The organism is Vibrio japonicus (assembly GCF_024582835.1).
In the GTDB taxonomy this organism is placed as follows: Bacteria; Pseudomonadota; Gammaproteobacteria; order Enterobacterales; family Vibrionaceae; genus Vibrio; species Vibrio japonicus.
In genome coordinates this window covers 1,410,844-1,426,522 of record NZ_CP102097.1, presented here as the reverse complement: position 1 = coordinate 1,426,522, position 15,679 = coordinate 1,410,844, and the positions used below count along the sequence as shown (strand labels likewise).

Below are 15,679 nucleotides of genomic sequence, written 5' to 3'. Positions count from 1 at the left end.
AATGGAAACAACAATCCGTACTATCCCTGCACACAAACACATTGCACTCGTTGCACACGATAACTGTAAGCCTGAACTACTCCGTTGGGTAACAGAAAACAAAGAGAAGCTTCAAAGCCATTTCCTTTATGCAACGGGCACAACGGGATCGATCTTAAGCAAAGAAACAGGCCTAGCCATCAAAACTTTGATTAGCGGCCCAATGGGTGGAGACCAACAATTGGGCGCGCTCATTTCTGAAGGTAAAATTGATGTATTGGTGTTCTTCTGGGACCCGCTTAACGCCGTTCCGCACGATCCTGATGTCAAAGCGCTTCTTCGTATTGCTAGCGTTTGGAACATTCCAGTTGCAACAAACCGCGCGTCAGCGAAATTTTTGTTCGAATCTAACCTGATGGAACGCGAAGTCGATATCGAAGTGCCCGATTACCAAGCCTACTTGGCGAAGCGCACTTAAAAACACACTGATTAAGTAAAACGCCTGCGACATCAGCAGGCGTTTTTTGTTCTTACTTTATCTCGTTTGGGCATACCGAAATGGTTCTAGTCGGAAATAGCCTTGGCTTTTTAACCACCAGATAAACCGCCACTGCTGCGAAACCAAACCCAACAATCCCCATCACATCAAATGATTCTCCAAAAGCCAACCATGCCTGAATCGCCGTTGTTGGTGGAACCAGATAGAATACAGAAGCAACACTGGATGCCGCGCCATTTTTCACCATGAAAAGAAGCAACAAAATAGCAATACACGAGAGCACAACAACAAGCCAGATGAGAGTCAATATAAACTCGGTTGTCCACTGTACTTCCATTGTTTCGAATTGCATGGCATAAGGCAGAAATAGAGCACCGGCTGCGAGATATTGAACCATTGCACTGCCGATCATATCTGCGTTATGACAAAATTTCTTCTGGTAAAGCGTTCCTAATGTAATCCCAATCAATGCACATAAACACACACCTATCGCCAGAGCTTTGTCCGTTTCAGATTGCCACTCCATTTTTCCGCCAAGCACCAAAGATATACCGATAAAACCGAGAATAAGCCCTATCCACTGAATGGGTTGAAACGACTCGCGCGTAAATGACACCAGTAACACCGCCGTCAGAATAGGCTGAATTCCCACTAAAAGAGAGCTTAAACCCGCTGGCATTCCTAAATCGATCGCAATGTATGTACCACCAAGATAGAAGCCGTGTATGAATACCCCAACGACACAGCAATGGAAAAAATCAATACCAGTGGGGACGCGTCGACGCAAGAAGGCGATCAATATCAAAAATAGAATGACATTACCCAGCATACGTATCGAAAGCAGCGTCGCTGGCTCGGCATATTGAAGACCAAACCGTGCGCCAACAAACCCGGACGCCCACAAAATAACAAAAATAAAAGGAATGGCTCTGACTAGCATACTTGTGCTCTTTCTCTGTTTTTATCGATGAATACTGTTAATGTAGTTAGGCACAGATGATTCGTTAAGAGACAGATAAGAGCATTTAAATGGGTACAGATTTTGTAAAGATAAATGGTCTAGGTAAATACCAACAAGTTGAAACGCTGCTAAAAAGCGCGATCAATAACGGCGTTTATGAGACAGACGATAAATTGCCCTCTATACGCGAGCTAAGCTCAGAGCTTGATGTCAGTAAAAATACGGTGATTCGAGCGTTCCAAGAGTTAGAAGCGCAAGGCGTTATTTATTCTGTACCCAAATCTGGATATCGGGTTTGCCCATCTTCCGTGACCCTGTCACCCAAGGTGGAACCACTGCGTGTTGACCTACTTTCAGTTTGCAAAGAGTTTCTTGCATACCCTGAACATAAAGAGCTTTTACCGACAGGCTCTGCTCACCCCAATATTGATGCGCCTGCAATAAAAAGCCTTTATGCGGAAATCGGAAGACACAGCCGTAGACAGACCCATACATCTAGCCACTATCAACTGCCCCCGGGTAATTCACTGCTGATAAAGCAACTTGCCAAGATCACTCGTGATTTGGGCACACCAGCCCCACCAAATGAGTTATTGATCACACACGGTGCACAACAAGCCATTAGCTTAGCATTGCGAGCGACGACAAACCCAGGCGATATCGTTGCCGTGGAATCCCCTTGTTACTTTGGCAACCTTCTGCTTCTTGAGTCATTAGGTTTGGAGGTTGTAGAAATTCCAAGTTGTCATCGTGATGGCATTGACCCCCAAGCTCTAAAAAAAGCAATAGACCAGTGGGATATCAAAGTGATTATTGTCACCCCTAACTTTGCCAATCCGACAGGCGCAATGATGCCCCTAGAGCGCCGAAAGGAGTTGTTAGCCATTTCAGACAATATCCCCATCATTGAAGACGACGTCTTTGGTGCATTGAGCTACTCTGCTTCCATTCCAAGCCTTAGATCTTTAGATAAAAAACAGCGTGTCATCTACGTAAGCTCGCTATCTAAAACGTTGGACTCTCGATTACGAATAGGTTGGATGCTTGCTGGTCGTTATACCGAACAGATAGAAAAGTATTTGCTTTGCGATAGCATGGGCGGGCTTAATCTGATGCAATCTGCAGTGGCCGCTTTCTTCACTTCAGGTAAATACAAAATGCACTTAGCGCGGATGAGGCGGATTTATCAAAGCAACGCCAAACGGTTCATCTCGTTATTCAAACAATCTTTGGATGAGTACCCGCATTTGAAACATCATTACCATGTTAGCTGCATACAAGGGTCATTTTTACTGTGGGTTCGACTACCAGAAGGTACAAACTGCGACGCACTATACAATGCGTGCAAAACACAAAAAATCAGTATTCTGCCTGGCTCCGTATTTGGAACACAGAACCAGTTCAAACACTGCTTTAGGATTTGTGTGGCAAATTTAACCAGTGACACTGACTGGCAACCTGCGGTAAGAAAACTGACAAAAATCGTATCTGAACACACTCAGGTAAAGAAATTGAACAATAAATTTCAATAGTCTTTAGATATTATATGAATCACTTCTCACAATTAAAACAATTCACTATCCGCGCTAAGCTCTTAAAGGTACGTTAGGCCCTGTTGGCTAACTAACCAATTCTATTCATAGTTAGCTGTATTCATAAAATATTTATAATAAAAATAAACGTTCCATATTATCGCTGCTGGAGAAAACCCCTATGGCTCAGAATGATCAATCACAAACTTTATGCTGCCCATTATGCGGAAGTGACGAATATTTATTGTCTGACAAAAACAGCATGCTATGTGCTGAGTGTGGTTCATTTTTTGAAGATATCGACCAAGTCGTTGCGGCTATGCCTCAAATCCAGTTTGCGATGAGAAGCAAAGGTCGAATGGAAGTACTAAGAGCCTTCCATTAACAGTAGAAGTTGGACATTCAAATACACAATTCTAACTCGTGTAATGAGTGAATTTTTTGAACGTCCAACGAATGCGTTTTTTCGTTCAACCCGAGAAGGTGTATTGTTTTAATCCCAGCTCTAACGCCAGCCTCTAAGCCTTTTGGAGTGTCATCCACATAGATACACTCTTCTACTCGAAAACCCATATTCATTGCACTATAAAGAATTAGGTCTGGCTCCGGTTTCCAGCTATTGGCATCGAATGCTGAAAATATCTTCCCTTCAAAATAAGGCAATAACCCCGTCAGTTCGAGCGTGCGCTTCACTTTATCTATAGGGCTATTTGATACAACACAGTACTCTACGCCTTGATCTTTCAGCCGTGATAACACATCAAAAATACCGTCCATCGGTTTAAGCTCTTTCTCGAACAAACGATCTAAAGACTCTCGATAGAGTGGCTCTAATGAATCGATAGAGATATTCAAATCCAAACGCTCTTGGGTACGTAACAAAATATCGGCAAGCTTTCCGCCTTCATAGTGTTCTGCCACATCGTTAACTGACAGGTCGGCACCGAACTTGTTAAAGACTTGGCGAAGCGCTTCACAGCACAATTTCTCACTGTCCACGATCGTCCCGTCACAATCAAAAATCACACACTTGATTTGCGTATTTGACATATCGACACCTTCCTTACTTAGCTGTAAAAAACAATAATCGAAGTCGTACGGTTTATCATGACCCGCTTAACAGTTTGCATTCGGATATGGAAAATAAGACTAAAACTTTAGGCTTAGTCACCTTTTGCATCGTGTCATGAATGCTGGTGACTAGCAGAAATGAGGAAAATAAGGGGGAAACACTATATCTCTAGATATACAGCTTCAAACTGGTCTGTGTCTGACGGAAGTTTTGCTATAACAGACGCAGCAAACTGGCGTTTTTCACTTTCGCTATTATTTGCAGCTACGATGATGTCCGAAATTAAAAGTTCGCCGCCCGTTTCAGTCACCATCGCCGCAGCTGAAGGCTCACCATTTTTGAAGCCAATATAAAGCTGACAAGGTTCTGAATAGATGATTTGAGTGAGGAACTCAACAATAAGCTCTTGTTCACTTTTAGATTGCCAACGCTGAGATTGAAGCAGTGCAAACATGACCGTTAAGCGATGAAAATCCACTAAGAATATTTCGTCATCAGCGTAGCTTCCGCTTGGCAGCTGAGTGGGATCAATCTTAAAGCATTCGGCGCTTTCCACACTCTCAAGATAGATCTTACGACCCTCGATACTCTCTTTCGTTGGGTATTCTACATCGACCTGCTGCGCTAACCACTGATTCTTAGCTTTACAGATATTTGGAGTTAATTCTGTCATTTATGTCTACAAGCTCTGGCATTTGCCGTCAGCTTAGCGGTAACACCGTACTGGCTCAAGTGTTTTATATTAAAGTCACCGCATACATAGCACGTCAAACCAGCCAATGAAACAAGATGGCTACCATATTCGTCATAATCGTAGGGATTGTTCGGTCTGCCGGAAAAAGCTGATATGCTATATACAATTTATTGGCTATATGCATTTCTAACAAACTTGTTTGGCGGATTGTAATCTCTACATTAGGACAACACTATGACGATAAAAAAAATAGCCGCAGTGGCTTTGTTGACACTAGGTTTAACCGCCTGCGACAGCAGTGAAGTGGGTGACGTAAGCTTGGGAATGTTTACGCTTAAGGACATAAAAGTAGAAAATTTAAAGGATGACGTTGTTACTGGTGTCACTTGTCACATTGCCTCTATTGAAGCAGACTTCAGCCTTGCAGACCCGAGTGACAGCTCCATTTCTTGCCGTCAAACCGGCGACATTACTCCAGAGATGATTGCTAAGATTGATAAGAGTAAATCTGGAGAAGTCGTATTCAAGAAATCAAAAAGTATCTTCTTCAAATCCATGAAGGTCAGACGCATCTATGATGCGGAAAACCAAACCCTGCTTTACTTGTCTTACACCACCAAAGAAACGGAAGGCAGCTTCAAGCACAGCCTCTCTACCGTACCTCTATGGGGCACCCAAGCATACAACGCTGTTCCAAGTAAGGAATAACGCTACCCTGTGCCAGAGCAAGTTCTCTGGCACTTTTTTGTGTAATAAAAATGAAAGCATTACTAAAGTTATGTGATATCATGCACGAAAATTTCCTACTTACATGTCACTATGAAGTTCCCCGGACAGCGCAAATCTAAGCACTACTTCCCTACACACGCTCGTGATCCACTTATCAGTCAGATGAAGGAAACACCAAAACTGTATCGCCCGATCATTGTTGGTGTTGGTCAAACCATTGTGGATATCGAAGCACGTGTAGATGATGAGTTCCTTGCAAAATACGACTTGAGTAAAGGACACTCTCTAGTCTTAGAAGAAAGCAAAGCCGACGATTTGTATGATGAACTGGTTGAACGCGGTTTGATCACTCACCAATACCCTGGCGATACGATTGGTAATACCCTACATAACTACTCTGTACTTGCAGATAGCAAATCGGTACTGCTCGGCGTAATGTCACGCAATATTGAAGTGGGTTCATTTGCCTATCGCTACTTATGCCGTACCTCTTCTCGTATGAACTTAAACCATCTGCAGACTGTAGAAGGTTCGATTGGCCGATGCTATACCTTGATCTCGGATGATGGCGAGCGTACTTTCGCAATCAACGAAGGTGAAATGAATAACCTCCGTCCTGAGAGCATTCCTAGTGATGTATTTGAGAAAGCTTCCGCTCTGGTTGTCTCTTCCTACCTAATGCGTGGCAAGCCCGAAGATCCAATGCCTAAAGCAGTCGCGCGTGCCATTGATATCGCCAAGCAGAACAATGTTCCTGTTGTCTTGACTCTTGGTACTAAGTGGGTCATCGAAGGCAATGCAGAATGGTGGCAGGAATACATCAAAGAGAATATTTCTGTTGTCGCGATGAACGAAGAAGAAGGGCAAGCGCTGACTGGCGAAAAAGATCCTCTTCTTGCAGCCGACAAAGCTCTAGAGTGGGTTGACCTTGTACTTTGTACTGCTGGCTCTGTTGGTCTTTACATGGCGGGTTATACGGAAGATTCCGTTAAGCGTGAAACCGAGCTTACGTTGTTACCAGGTAACATCCCTGAATTTAACAAGTATGAATTCAGCCGAGCAATGCGAAAAGACGATTGCGCTAACCCACTAAAAGTCTACTCACACATTGGCCCTTACCTTGGTGGTCCATTAGAGATCAAAAACACCAATGGTGCAGGTGATGCTGCTCTGTCTGCATTGCTGCATGATATGGCGGCAAACAGACACCATTTAAATAATGTTCCTAACTCGTCTAAACATGATCAACCATATCTGACGTACTCTTCTCTTTCTCAGATTTGTAAGTACGCGAACCGAGTCAGTTACGAAGTTCTTACTCAACACTCCCCTCGCTTGGGGCGTGCGCTTCCTGAACGTGAAGATAGCTTAGAAGAAGCATACTGGGACCGTTAAAGCGAACCCAATTGGAAAGAGCCGCAACGAATGAAAGCGGCTCTTTTCTTATCCTAGACATCAAGTTTCAAACTTCTAACACTAAACTGAAAGTCTTACGATTCACACGGATAGAACACCAGTTCATCCCCTTCAACCATAATGCAATCCATGCCCCCTGCATGGGCAGCACGCATACCCAGTTCAGTATCTTCAAATACAACGCATTGAGACGGTGCTAGCTTCAGTTGCTCTGCCGCTTTTAAGAATGTTTCAGGGTGTGGCTTATGATTCTCAACATCTGTGGCCGTTACGATCGCATCCAGTTTTTCGACTAAACCAGCTAGCATTAATATTCTTGTCGCACCCTGACGTTGGCTACCCGTCCCTACCGCCAGTTTTTTCTTACCGTAGAAATGATTGAGTATTTCATTTGTTGTCTCTATCGGATCACCTAGATGTTTTAGCGAAGCGAAAGTCGCCATTTTAAAGCGTGAGACTTCCATAGGGTCCAGCGCCATTCCGTACTTTGCGTTCACTTCTGCCGCGATCTTAAAGCTCGGCATCCCTCCAAGGCTATGAAGCCATTCTTTGTTGTACGGAAATCGGAAGTTTTCTGCTGTCAATTCCCATGCTTTCAAATGAGCAGGCATGGTATCGATCAACGTACCATCCATATCAAATATAATACCCAGATAATTTTCGACTCTATCAATCATAGCTCTCTGCCACACATTCTTTTGCAAACAATCACTTTACCGCACAAGTAATTGATAAAAAAATCATTCGTGATTACCATCACGGACAGATTTTTATTTACTTTATTTATACTAAGGTGATCTCATGAATATCAAGCATAAAGTGTATTCATTGGGTGTTGTAGCCATTCTCGGGGTTGTTGCGTTACTGTTTTCAACTTCTCATTTTGCTCAAACAACCTACCGACTCAACCAAGCTAACCTTCTAGTCGCACATTTAGAAGTGCGACTTTTGAATTTGCGTCGTAACGAAAAAGACTTTCTGCTACGTAAAGATTTGAAGTATTTAGATACCTTCAATAAAAACATGAATATCTTCTTAAGTACGGAAGAAGAACTGTCTCAGATTCTGACTGCGCATGAGTTACCATCTAGCCAGCAACTACGAAAAGACATCCTTGCTTATCAACAAGGGTTTACCGCTCTTGCTAATGGTTTCAATACCCTCGGTCTGAAGCCAGATGCAAATTTACAAGGCAAGTACTACGCTCAACTTTATACTTCTAAAGCAAACTTAACCCATCAGCAACTCATCGAACTCCTAGAGTTTGATAAGAAAGTGCAACTTGGTGAATTAGACTCAAGTTTCGTGCCTTGGGCATCAGATAAACTCATCGCTTCTGCGCAAGAGTTGGTGACCCAAAAAATCAAAGTTGGCCTTAAGTACAATGTAGGCTTACTGGGTGAGACAAGACAGTTATCTCATAAAGTAGAAGAACAGTTTTCGTCTTTCTCTTCGTCCCTGTATGAGCAGTCTGAAAACACCAAGTCTCGACTAGCAACGTTCAAAATGCTGGTCACTTCTGCGGTTATTGTTCTGATTCTGTTGTTTATATGGCAGATTTCTCGCTCTATCAATCGACAAGTCTCTAGCCTACTGTCGATCATTAAAGAAATCTCTCGCTCAAATAATGTTTCACTTAGAGCAAACCTCAAAGGAAATGATGAACTTAGCGCGATCAGTAAATACTTTAATGACCTTTTAGATAAACTTGAGCACCTAATCTCTGGCACGCAAACGAAGTCATCGGCACTTTCTCGCAGTACTATGAGCATGCACAATGAGCTCGAGCATGTTATCCATCAATTCCATGTCCAAGCAGATCACACCGCAGGGATGGCTACTGCCGTTCAACAGATGGTATCTACCATTAGTGAAATCTCAGAAAGCACTTCCGTTGCAGTCGAAGGGGTTCAGCAAGCATCGCTCAACGCCCAAAGCGGTAAGGATGTAGTGAGAACGACGGTAACAAATATTGGCCAGCTATCTTCTATCTTAGGTAATAGCCAACAATCCATCCGCTCTTTAAACACGCATGTAGAGAAGATTGGTAATGCGGTCAACATCATCCAAGATATCGCAGAACAAACTAATCTGTTGGCACTAAATGCAGCCATTGAAGCAGCGCGTGCGGGTGAGCAAGGTCGAGGATTCGCAGTTGTTGCTGATGAGGTTCGCGCATTAGCCAGCCGCACGCATCAATCAACTGAGGAGATCACGAAAGTCGTCACTGACATTCAATCCCAAATGGCGAATGTGGTTTCTGACATTGAGCAGTGTAACGAGCAAGGTGCACAAACCATGCAGGCCTCAGAAACATTAGATTCGAGCCTAACTCAAATACTGCAAGATATGGAGAATATCCAGGCGAACTCGGAACGCATTGCTTCTGCAATCGAAGAACAAGGCATCGTTATGAGTCAGGTTGGTGAGTCAGTGACAGAGCTAAGTTCCATTTCAGAGGGCAATATGCATTCCGCGCAAGAGTGTATGAACGAAGTCGATAAAGTGTCTGTCCAAGCTAAGGATATGGATCTGGCGGTTGCAGAGTTTAAAACGTCATAGATTCAACTAATCCCCACATGAATAAGAAGCCAGCGCATAACAAACGCTGGCTTTTTTGTGATCACTGCTATACCGATTTGTCAGTCTGTTTCCACAGAACACTTTCGATGTGATTCAAGTGCTTTACGTAGGTCAGTTGCTGAGCGCCATGTAAACACAAGTTCAGGCAATTGATTACCACAAGGCGCATTCCATAGTCGCTCGACTTCGTTTTCGCCGTCTATGTGTTCGTAAAATTCGATCGCTTGAACGTTCTCTTTTAGAACTTCAAGGTAGACGCCCGTATCAGGAAAATACTGCTCGATCCACTTTGCAATTTCTTCCAGTAAGCGCGCCCCTAGCCCACGTCCGCGACAAGCATCGTCAACATGCAAGGCATCTATGATTGTGCCGCGCTCAAAGTCATGGTTGCCAAACGCACAGACAAAGCCGCAAAGCACGCCATTGTCTTCCAGCATTAAGACGTGCTGATTGTAAGGAGGATTCGTCAACCGGGTTTGCCATATGACTTGTCGATCATCCAGTGCTTCATTCTCTAGATAGTCTTTACCAAGAATCCCCTGATAGTGTTTTTCCCAGCTTTTCACATGCAGCTGAGCGATCCTTTGATAATCACTATATTCCGCTACTTTTAGTTCCATTATTAGTTCCTTGTTACTTCCTGTAAGGATGCTTTGCTCTTTCATACTATTCATTAACTATCGAAAAGCCAAACATTCTAATCACAGTCTTTGATATTTAATTTGACTTACACGTGTTCGCTGATATTCTAGCGTACAAGTGTTAGCTCAAATGGAAATATGAAATGTCTTCGGGGAAAAAACCGCCACTGATATGGGTGAACGTTCTGTTGTTTTTAGTCAGCTTTATGCTGGCCGTAATTGTTGCGCCTTGGTACGGCTATGAATTTGGCTACTCTGCAGAGCATTGGATCTGGCTTGGTATCACCTATTCATTTTGTAACCTTTCCATTACTGCTGGCTATCACAGATTGTGGTCACACAAAACTTACGAGGCACATTGGTCGTTACGTGTGTTATTCGCTATTGGCGGGGCGTTTGCACTTCAAAATAGTGCCATTCATTGGAGTTCTGATCACCGTGTTCACCACAAGCACGTCGATAACAACGACAAAGATCCCTACTCGGCAAAACGCGGCTTTTGGTACTCTCACATCGGTTGGATGCTAAGACAATACAATCAAGAATCGTATGCGGATTACTCTAACTGCCGCGATTTACAAAAAGACAAGATTGTGATGTGGCAACACAAGCACTATCTCGCTCTGGTATTGGCAACTAACATAGGTATTCCTTTGCTGTTAGGGGTCATTTACCAAGATATCATCGGTATGTTGTTGATGGTCGGGATAGTCAGGCTGGTTCTTAGCCACCATTCAACATTTTTCATCAATTCCCTTGCTCATATATGGGGTTCACAGCCTTACACTGATAAAAATACGGCAAGAGACAATGCGGTTTTGGCAGTGTTTACGTTTGGAGAGGGTTATCATAACTACCATCATATCTTCGAAAATGATTACCGAAACGGTATCTACTGGTGGCAATATGATCCAACAAAATGGCTGATCAAAAGCTGTGCTTGGCTTGGGCTTGCGCACAAACTACGCGTGACTCCGAAGGTTAAAATTGAAAAAGCGAAGGCGAAGAAAGTTCTAACTACTGCAACGAAAAACATCAAAATGCTGCCTAATGCATCACAGCTGAACGAGGCGTTAAATGCGGAGTTTGAATCATTCGTCAGTAAACTATCGGACTACTACGAGCTGAAAAAGCAGCTTGTCGAAGCGAAGAAAAGTGACTTAGCTAAGAAGTACGAGCACTCTGTTCTGTTAATTCGTTACCAGCAACTCAAGCAAGAGTTGGAAAACCAGCGCCGAAGCTGGAACTCGCTCGTCGCCCAGTACGTATAAAATATCCTATATCTAAATAACAAGAAGGAGCAATTGTGCTCCTTCTTGTCTTTATTGTTCTTTAAGATTGCAGCTAAATTCAATACAACTGATTGAATTTCCGTGCAATTCAGCAAAGTCTTTGACCACTCGAATATGACTAAATCCGTTGGATGTTAAAACTCTCTGTGAAGCGACATTTGACTTCTCTGCATAGGCAAACAATCGTTTAATTCCCTGATCCTTTAGCCTTGCCTTAGCCAGTGCAAGCGCGCGCTTAGCCACTCCCTTTGAAGTGAACGCTTTTCCTACCCTGTAGCCAACGTGTGCTGTGCCCTTCTTACTATCAATACTGGTAAAGTTAATCCTACCCATGATTTGCTGCTCGCGATTCTTAATCAGCAGAGGCAAAAGTTGACGGCACTTATAATCAAGCAAAAACTCTTGAATATGTTCGGTTACGCCCTCTATGCAGTAAAAGTCAGCTTCTCGTGGCGGGATAAACTGATCAAACCATTCCTTGTTATGTTTCTCAAACGCCAATAGTTGCTCTGCATCTTCGATGCTTAACAGCTCTAGGGTTAATTCTTGTGTATCCATACTATTTATCAATCTCTCCCAGCATTTGACTCAATTAGCGCTTTTTACCACGATTTGCATGAATTTTTAGCTTAGCCTTCATCTTACGTTTGTCAGATGAACGACTTTTTCTGCTCGATGCGCATTCTGGTTCAATGTCTTCAATCAGACTGGGTTCAAAGCCTTGTAGCCATTCTTGAGGCAAACGTGTATCTAACAGTCTCTCTATCGCTTCAAGCAAATATTCTTCATCACGACTCATTAATGACGCGGCAAAGCCTTCTTTACCTGCTCGACCAGTACGCCCAATACGGTGCACATAGTCTTCTGCTTTGTATGGCATATCAAAGTTAACGACTTGCTCAAGTTGGTTGATGTCTAAGCCTCGAGCCGCAACATCTGTCGCAATGAGTGCTCTCACTTTTCCATCTTTAAAATCATCCAACGCTTTCTGGCGTGCACCTTGGCTCTTATCTCCATTTATCGAAGCTGCTTTGATGCCGTCTAGTTTGAGTTCTTTCGCCAGTGCATCACTGCCTTGTTTGGTTTTGGTGAATACCAATACCTGTTGCCAGTTACGCGAGCCAATCAAGTACGCCAACAACTCAGCTTTGCGTTTTTTATCCACCGGATAAACAAGCTGTTTAACAGTTTCTGCGGTACTGTTCGTTGGTGTCACTTGCAACTCAACAGGCTCATTGAGGAGTTTGTAGGCAATGTTTTTAATGCGCTTATCAAACGTTGCCGAGAAGAACAGTGTTTGACGCTCAGGCGAGATTTTTTTCAAGATGCGCTGGATATCCGGCATGAAGCCCATGTCTAGCATTCGATCCGCTTCGTCAAAAACAAGATAGCCTGTTTTACGCAAATTAATGTTCTTACAGAAAAGGTGGTCCAAAAGTCGGCCTGGCGTGGCAATTAACATATCGCAACCATTCGCCAGGTTTCTTGTCTGAACATTCATGCTTGTACCACCATAAGCGGTAACAATGTTTAGATCTGTACCTGACGCGTACTCAATCAAGTTATCAAAGACCTGCTGCGCTAACTCGCGTGTAGGCACCAATATGAGTGCAAGCACATCATTACTTTGTGGATCACGTTTTACATCGGACTCTAACAAAGTCTGGATTAACGGCAGACCGAACGCCGCTGTTTTACCCGTACCCGTTTGCGCACCAGCCAATACGTCTTTACCTTCTAAAACATGAGGTATCGCGTATTGCTGTACAGGGGTTGGTTGATTAAAACCCAGCTTTTCAAGCGTATCTAGTAGTGATGGGCAAAGACCCAGTTGCTGAAATGTAGACATCGATAAATTCCGAATAAAACAGGACGGCTGATTCTATCAGAATCGTTGCGCAGCGTTTAGTACATCTGGGTACAAGAGCTTAAATACTTTGAGCAATTCATCGTAGTGGCAGTCTAATGTACTAAAACAGTTGGCCAGTTCACCCATTCTTGGCGTGCGGCGCGACATTCTGCGTAACGCATACTCGATATTATCGATAGATTGATAAGACTCCATCCACCTTCCCTCCCACATCGCATTGGAGACAAACACGAAACGTTCAGGCAGTTGTTGAGAGCGAGAGCGAGTCACCTCCAAACGTTGTTGGTCACAGAATGTTTTAAGTCTTTTATCGTGGTAATCGCTCCAATTTGCCGCTAAGCAGTGATCCCAGAACATATCAAGAGCAATCCCCGAAAAGCGCCGCTGATTGCCTATAAACAGTCGACGAGCCTCACGAACCAACTCATGACTATCGGTATAGGAATCAATGAATCGGTGCAGTCTGATTCCCTGCGCTATCTCCTCAGGAAATTGAGTATCTGGATTGCCCTTAACAAAGTCTCCCAGTAGATTTCCCAGAGCGCTAGAGTCACAGTGATCCGCAATATGTAGGTGTGCAAGAAAGTTCATTCAATCAATTGTGTTGTTGATTTCTCTCTTTTCATAAAAGCACAAAGCCAGTGCAATTGCACTGGCTCTTTCTGGTTTAACCCAAAGGCGAGTTGTTAGTTATTGAAGATCTCTTCTGCAAGCTCTTCGATTGACTGCTCGTAGTCAGACAAATCGAAGCCAATCTCCATTGCATCTAGTAGCTCTAGGCTCTCTTCATTTTTTATATGGTCACTCATCCTGGACCTCCTTTTATGGTGTTTAACTTTAGTCCACGTAAATATCGCGGGCTATTTTCCCTTTTTAAATCACTTATATGACAGTTTTTTGAAAGAGCAAAGTGAAAAATCCTGCTGGTTTGAGCTTTATCTCATGCAAACGTTTTCTTTTATAGCCAAACCCAGAGTGTAAACATTAGATTACACCATCGGTAATTTATATGTACATTTCGCTTGAATATGACAGATTTATTTTACACAATAGGCTCATTGGCGGTTATCTGAACCATTAATTGTGTGAATTTCGGTCAGATACACTAGATAAAAACTATAAACGTAAAGAATTTTATACATGACAAAATCAAAGGTTTTAGGAAGTACTTTGATCATCGCTGGCACAACCATTGGTGCTGGCATGCTCGCTCTGCCCCTCGCATCTGCCGGAATCGGCTTCTCTACTTCATTGGTCATTATGATCGCTTTATGGGCATTTATGGCTTACACCGCCTTGCTTATGATCGAAGTCCACCAGCATGCTGAACAAGATGCCACGTTGCACACACTCGCAAAGCAATTTCTTGGTACGAAAGGAAAGTGGGTAGCAAGCTTTGCTATGATGTTTTTATTCTACGCTCTTTGTGCAGCCTACATCGCAGGTGGTGGCGCGCAGTTTGCTGACCGTATCACCAGTTTTTCTGGCATTGAGGTTTCTTCAACGACGGCAACTCTGCTGTTTACTTTCATTGTTGCCTCTGTGGTAACCATTGGCACGGCCACTGTAGACAAAGTCAACCGCGTGCTGTTTTTGGTAAAAATTGTTGCGATGGCATTGGTGTTAACGTTCCTTGCGCCAAACGTGACGGAATCTTACCTTCTGAGCATGCCTGTAGAACAAGGCTTAGTCATTGCCGCTATCCCTGTGATTTTTACCTCTTTTGGTTTTCACGGCAGTATTCCAGCAATTGTGAACTACTTAGATGGTCACACGCCGTCACTGCGTAAAGCGATTTTGGTTGGTTCTGCTATTCCATTGATCATCTACATTTTCTGGCAAGTTGTGACTCTTGGTGTTGTTAATCAATCGACACTGCTTGAAAACCAAGGTCTGAGCGCGCTTATTTCGACACTTTCAATCACTGTGCATGAATCTAACTTAGGTCAAACGATCGGCATCTTTGCAGACCTAGCACTTCTGACCTCTTTCTTGGGTGTGAGCCTAGGCTTGTTTGAGTTCCTTGGCGATACCATCAAAAAGCGCACAAATGGCAATTCGCGTTTGGTTGTAGGCTTGGTCACCTTTGTACCGCCAATGGGCTTTGCTCTGTTCTACCCGCAAGGCTTTATTATGGCGCTTGGCTACGCTGCTATTGCGTTAGCGGTTCTGGCTATCTTCCTTCCGATCATGATGGCAAAGAAAGCACGTGCTCACGCTCAAGAGTCTCATTACCAAGTATTTGGTGGCAACGCTGGTCTTGTTACGTGTAGTGTTATCGGTGTTGTTATTATCAGCGCACAGATCTTAATTACTGTCGGTGTGCTGCCTGCCCTTGGCTAACTCCCCATATTCCACTTACAAAGCGGCTTATTGAAGCCGCTTTTTTGATCCTGCTGACCAAAAAATAA

General features: G+C 43.5%; 17 protein-coding genes. 8 read left to right on the top strand and 9 right to left on the bottom strand.

Going from position 1 to position 15,679, the window contains the following annotated elements:
* Position 1: 1 nt before the first annotated feature.
* Positions 2-457 carry a methylglyoxal synthase gene (locus NP165_RS19890; protein WP_257086197.1) on the top strand — a complete coding sequence of 152 codons (456 nt, stop codon included), beginning with the start codon at positions 2-4 and terminating at the stop codon, positions 455-457.
* 52 nt (positions 458-509) lie between these two features.
* On the opposite strand, the gene NP165_RS19885 is transcribed toward NP165_RS19890, so the two are convergent.
* Entirely contained in the window at positions 510-1,418 is a 909-nt protein-coding gene (locus tag NP165_RS19885; RefSeq protein ID WP_257086196.1) for a DMT family transporter, read from the bottom strand.
* 89 nt (positions 1,419-1,507) lie between these two features.
* Here NP165_RS19885 and NP165_RS19880 point away from each other — a divergent pair, with 89 nt between their 5' ends.
* Together NP165_RS19880 and NP165_RS19875 are read left to right on the top strand one after the other, a co-directional pair.
* On the top strand, positions 1,508-2,971 hold the full coding sequence (locus NP165_RS19880; protein ID WP_257086195.1) for an aminotransferase-like domain-containing protein: 1,464 nt from the start codon (positions 1,508-1,510) through the stop codon (positions 2,969-2,971).
* 181 nt (positions 2,972-3,152) lie between these two features.
* On the top strand, positions 3,153-3,356 hold the full coding sequence (locus tag NP165_RS19875) for a hypothetical protein (protein WP_257086194.1): 204 nt from the start codon (positions 3,153-3,155) through the stop codon (positions 3,354-3,356).
* Positions 3,357-3,373: 17 nt separating this feature from the next.
* Here NP165_RS19875 and NP165_RS19870 read toward each other — a convergent pair whose 3' ends face one another.
* Both NP165_RS19870 and NP165_RS19865 read right to left on the bottom strand, forming a co-directional pair.
* On the bottom strand, positions 3,374-4,021 hold the full coding sequence (locus tag NP165_RS19870) for an HAD-IA family hydrolase (protein WP_257086193.1): 648 nt from the start codon (positions 4,019-4,021) through the stop codon (positions 3,374-3,376).
* A 182-nt stretch (positions 4,022-4,203) separates the two neighbouring features.
* Positions 4,204-4,716, bottom strand: a complete 513-nt coding sequence (locus NP165_RS19865; protein ID WP_257086192.1) for a flavodoxin — start codon at positions 4,714-4,716, stop codon at positions 4,204-4,206.
* 255 nt (positions 4,717-4,971) lie between these two features.
* Here NP165_RS19865 and NP165_RS19860 point away from each other — a divergent pair, with 255 nt between their 5' ends.
* Together NP165_RS19860 and NP165_RS19855 are read left to right on the top strand one after the other, a co-directional pair.
* Positions 4,972-5,445, top strand: coding sequence for a CreA family protein (locus NP165_RS19860; protein ID WP_257086191.1), 474 nt, complete (start codon positions 4,972-4,974; stop codon positions 5,443-5,445).
* A 111-nt stretch (positions 5,446-5,556) separates the two neighbouring features.
* A complete protein-coding gene (locus NP165_RS19855; RefSeq protein WP_257086190.1) occupies positions 5,557-6,861 on the top strand; it encodes an inosine/guanosine kinase in 1,305 nt (434 codons plus the stop codon).
* 95 nt (positions 6,862-6,956) lie between these two features.
* Here the strand turns inward: NP165_RS19855 and NP165_RS19850 are convergent, their stop codons facing one another.
* Entirely contained in the window at positions 6,957-7,559 is a 603-nt protein-coding gene (locus NP165_RS19850; RefSeq protein WP_257086189.1) for a beta-phosphoglucomutase family hydrolase, read from the bottom strand.
* Between the two features lie 124 nt (positions 7,560-7,683).
* Between NP165_RS19850 and NP165_RS19845 the strand changes: the two genes are divergently transcribed.
* Complete coding sequence (locus NP165_RS19845; protein ID WP_257086188.1) at positions 7,684-9,444, top strand: methyl-accepting chemotaxis protein; 1,761 nt, start codon at positions 7,684-7,686, stop codon at positions 9,442-9,444.
* A gap of 80 nt (positions 9,445-9,524) precedes the next feature.
* On the opposite strand, the gene NP165_RS19840 is transcribed toward NP165_RS19845, so the two are convergent.
* Positions 9,525-10,085 (bottom strand): GNAT family N-acetyltransferase, encoded by a 561-nt coding sequence (locus NP165_RS19840; protein ID WP_257086187.1) that lies wholly within the window; start codon positions 10,083-10,085, stop codon positions 9,525-9,527.
* 164 nt (positions 10,086-10,249) lie between these two features.
* Between NP165_RS19840 and NP165_RS19835 the strand changes: the two genes are divergently transcribed.
* Positions 10,250-11,377, top strand: a complete 1,128-nt coding sequence (locus tag NP165_RS19835; protein WP_257086186.1) for a fatty acid desaturase — start codon at positions 10,250-10,252, stop codon at positions 11,375-11,377.
* Positions 11,378-11,428: 51 nt separating this feature from the next.
* Here NP165_RS19835 and NP165_RS19830 read toward each other — a convergent pair whose 3' ends face one another.
* From NP165_RS19830 to NP165_RS19815, 4 genes are all read right to left on the bottom strand, one after another.
* Positions 11,429-11,956: a GNAT family N-acetyltransferase gene (locus NP165_RS19830; protein WP_257086185.1), complete on the bottom strand. Its 528-nt coding sequence runs from the start codon at positions 11,954-11,956 to the stop codon at positions 11,429-11,431.
* A gap of 34 nt (positions 11,957-11,990) precedes the next feature.
* Positions 11,991-13,247, bottom strand: coding sequence for a DEAD/DEAH box helicase (locus NP165_RS19825; RefSeq protein WP_257086184.1), 1,257 nt, complete (start codon positions 13,245-13,247; stop codon positions 11,991-11,993).
* 36 nt (positions 13,248-13,283) lie between these two features.
* On the bottom strand, positions 13,284-13,859 hold the full coding sequence (locus tag NP165_RS19820; RefSeq protein ID WP_257086183.1) for an acyl carrier protein phosphodiesterase: 576 nt from the start codon (positions 13,857-13,859) through the stop codon (positions 13,284-13,286).
* 95 nt (positions 13,860-13,954) lie between these two features.
* The gene (locus tag NP165_RS19815; RefSeq protein WP_257086182.1) at positions 13,955-14,077 is read right to left on the bottom strand and encodes a hypothetical protein; all 123 of its coding nucleotides are present in this window, start codon (positions 14,075-14,077) and stop codon (positions 13,955-13,957) included.
* Between the two features lie 331 nt (positions 14,078-14,408).
* Here NP165_RS19815 and NP165_RS19810 point away from each other — a divergent pair, with 331 nt between their 5' ends.
* Positions 14,409-15,611 carry an aromatic amino acid transport family protein gene (locus NP165_RS19810; RefSeq protein WP_257086181.1) on the top strand — a complete coding sequence of 401 codons (1,203 nt, stop codon included), beginning with the start codon at positions 14,409-14,411 and terminating at the stop codon, positions 15,609-15,611.
* Positions 15,612-15,679: the final 68 nt, after the last annotated feature.

Bases quoted from the DNA above. Each gene is read 5' to 3' on its own strand.
- NP165_RS19885 (WP_257086196.1), bottom strand. From the start codon at position 1,418: ATGCTAGTCAGAGCCATTCCTTTTATTTTTGTTATTTTGTGGGCGTCC.
- NP165_RS19870 (WP_257086193.1), bottom strand. From the start codon at position 4,021: ATGTCAAATACGCAAATCAAGTGTGTGATTTTTGATTGTGACGGGACG.
- NP165_RS19890 (WP_257086197.1), top strand. From the start codon at position 2: ATGGAAACAACAATCCGTACTATCCCTGCACACAAACACATTGCACTC.
- NP165_RS19850 (WP_257086189.1), bottom strand. From the start codon at position 7,559: ATGATTGATAGAGTCGAAAATTATCTGGGTATTATATTTGATATGGAT.
- NP165_RS19820 (WP_257086183.1), bottom strand. From the start codon at position 13,859: ATGAACTTTCTTGCACACCTACATATTGCGGATCACTGTGACTCTAGC.
- NP165_RS19875 (WP_257086194.1), top strand. From the start codon at position 3,153: ATGGCTCAGAATGATCAATCACAAACTTTATGCTGCCCATTATGCGGA.
- NP165_RS19845 (WP_257086188.1), top strand. From the start codon at position 7,684: ATGAATATCAAGCATAAAGTGTATTCATTGGGTGTTGTAGCCATTCTC.
- NP165_RS19810 (WP_257086181.1), top strand. From the start codon at position 14,409: ATGACAAAATCAAAGGTTTTAGGAAGTACTTTGATCATCGCTGGCACA.
- NP165_RS19835 (WP_257086186.1), top strand. From the start codon at position 10,250: ATGTCTTCGGGGAAAAAACCGCCACTGATATGGGTGAACGTTCTGTTG.
- NP165_RS19860 (WP_257086191.1), top strand. From the start codon at position 4,972: ATGACGATAAAAAAAATAGCCGCAGTGGCTTTGTTGACACTAGGTTTA.
- NP165_RS19840 (WP_257086187.1), bottom strand. From the start codon at position 10,085: ATGGAACTAAAAGTAGCGGAATATAGTGATTATCAAAGGATCGCTCAG.
- NP165_RS19830 (WP_257086185.1), bottom strand. From the start codon at position 11,956: ATGGATACACAAGAATTAACCCTAGAGCTGTTAAGCATCGAAGATGCA.
- NP165_RS19855 (WP_257086190.1), top strand. From the start codon at position 5,557: ATGAAGTTCCCCGGACAGCGCAAATCTAAGCACTACTTCCCTACACAC.
- NP165_RS19865 (WP_257086192.1), bottom strand. From the start codon at position 4,716: ATGACAGAATTAACTCCAAATATCTGTAAAGCTAAGAATCAGTGGTTA.
- NP165_RS19825 (WP_257086184.1), bottom strand. From the start codon at position 13,247: ATGTCTACATTTCAGCAACTGGGTCTTTGCCCATCACTACTAGATACG.
- NP165_RS19815 (WP_257086182.1), bottom strand. From the start codon at position 14,077: ATGAGTGACCATATAAAAAATGAAGAGAGCCTAGAGCTACTAGATGCA.
- NP165_RS19880 (WP_257086195.1), top strand. From the start codon at position 1,508: ATGGGTACAGATTTTGTAAAGATAAATGGTCTAGGTAAATACCAACAA.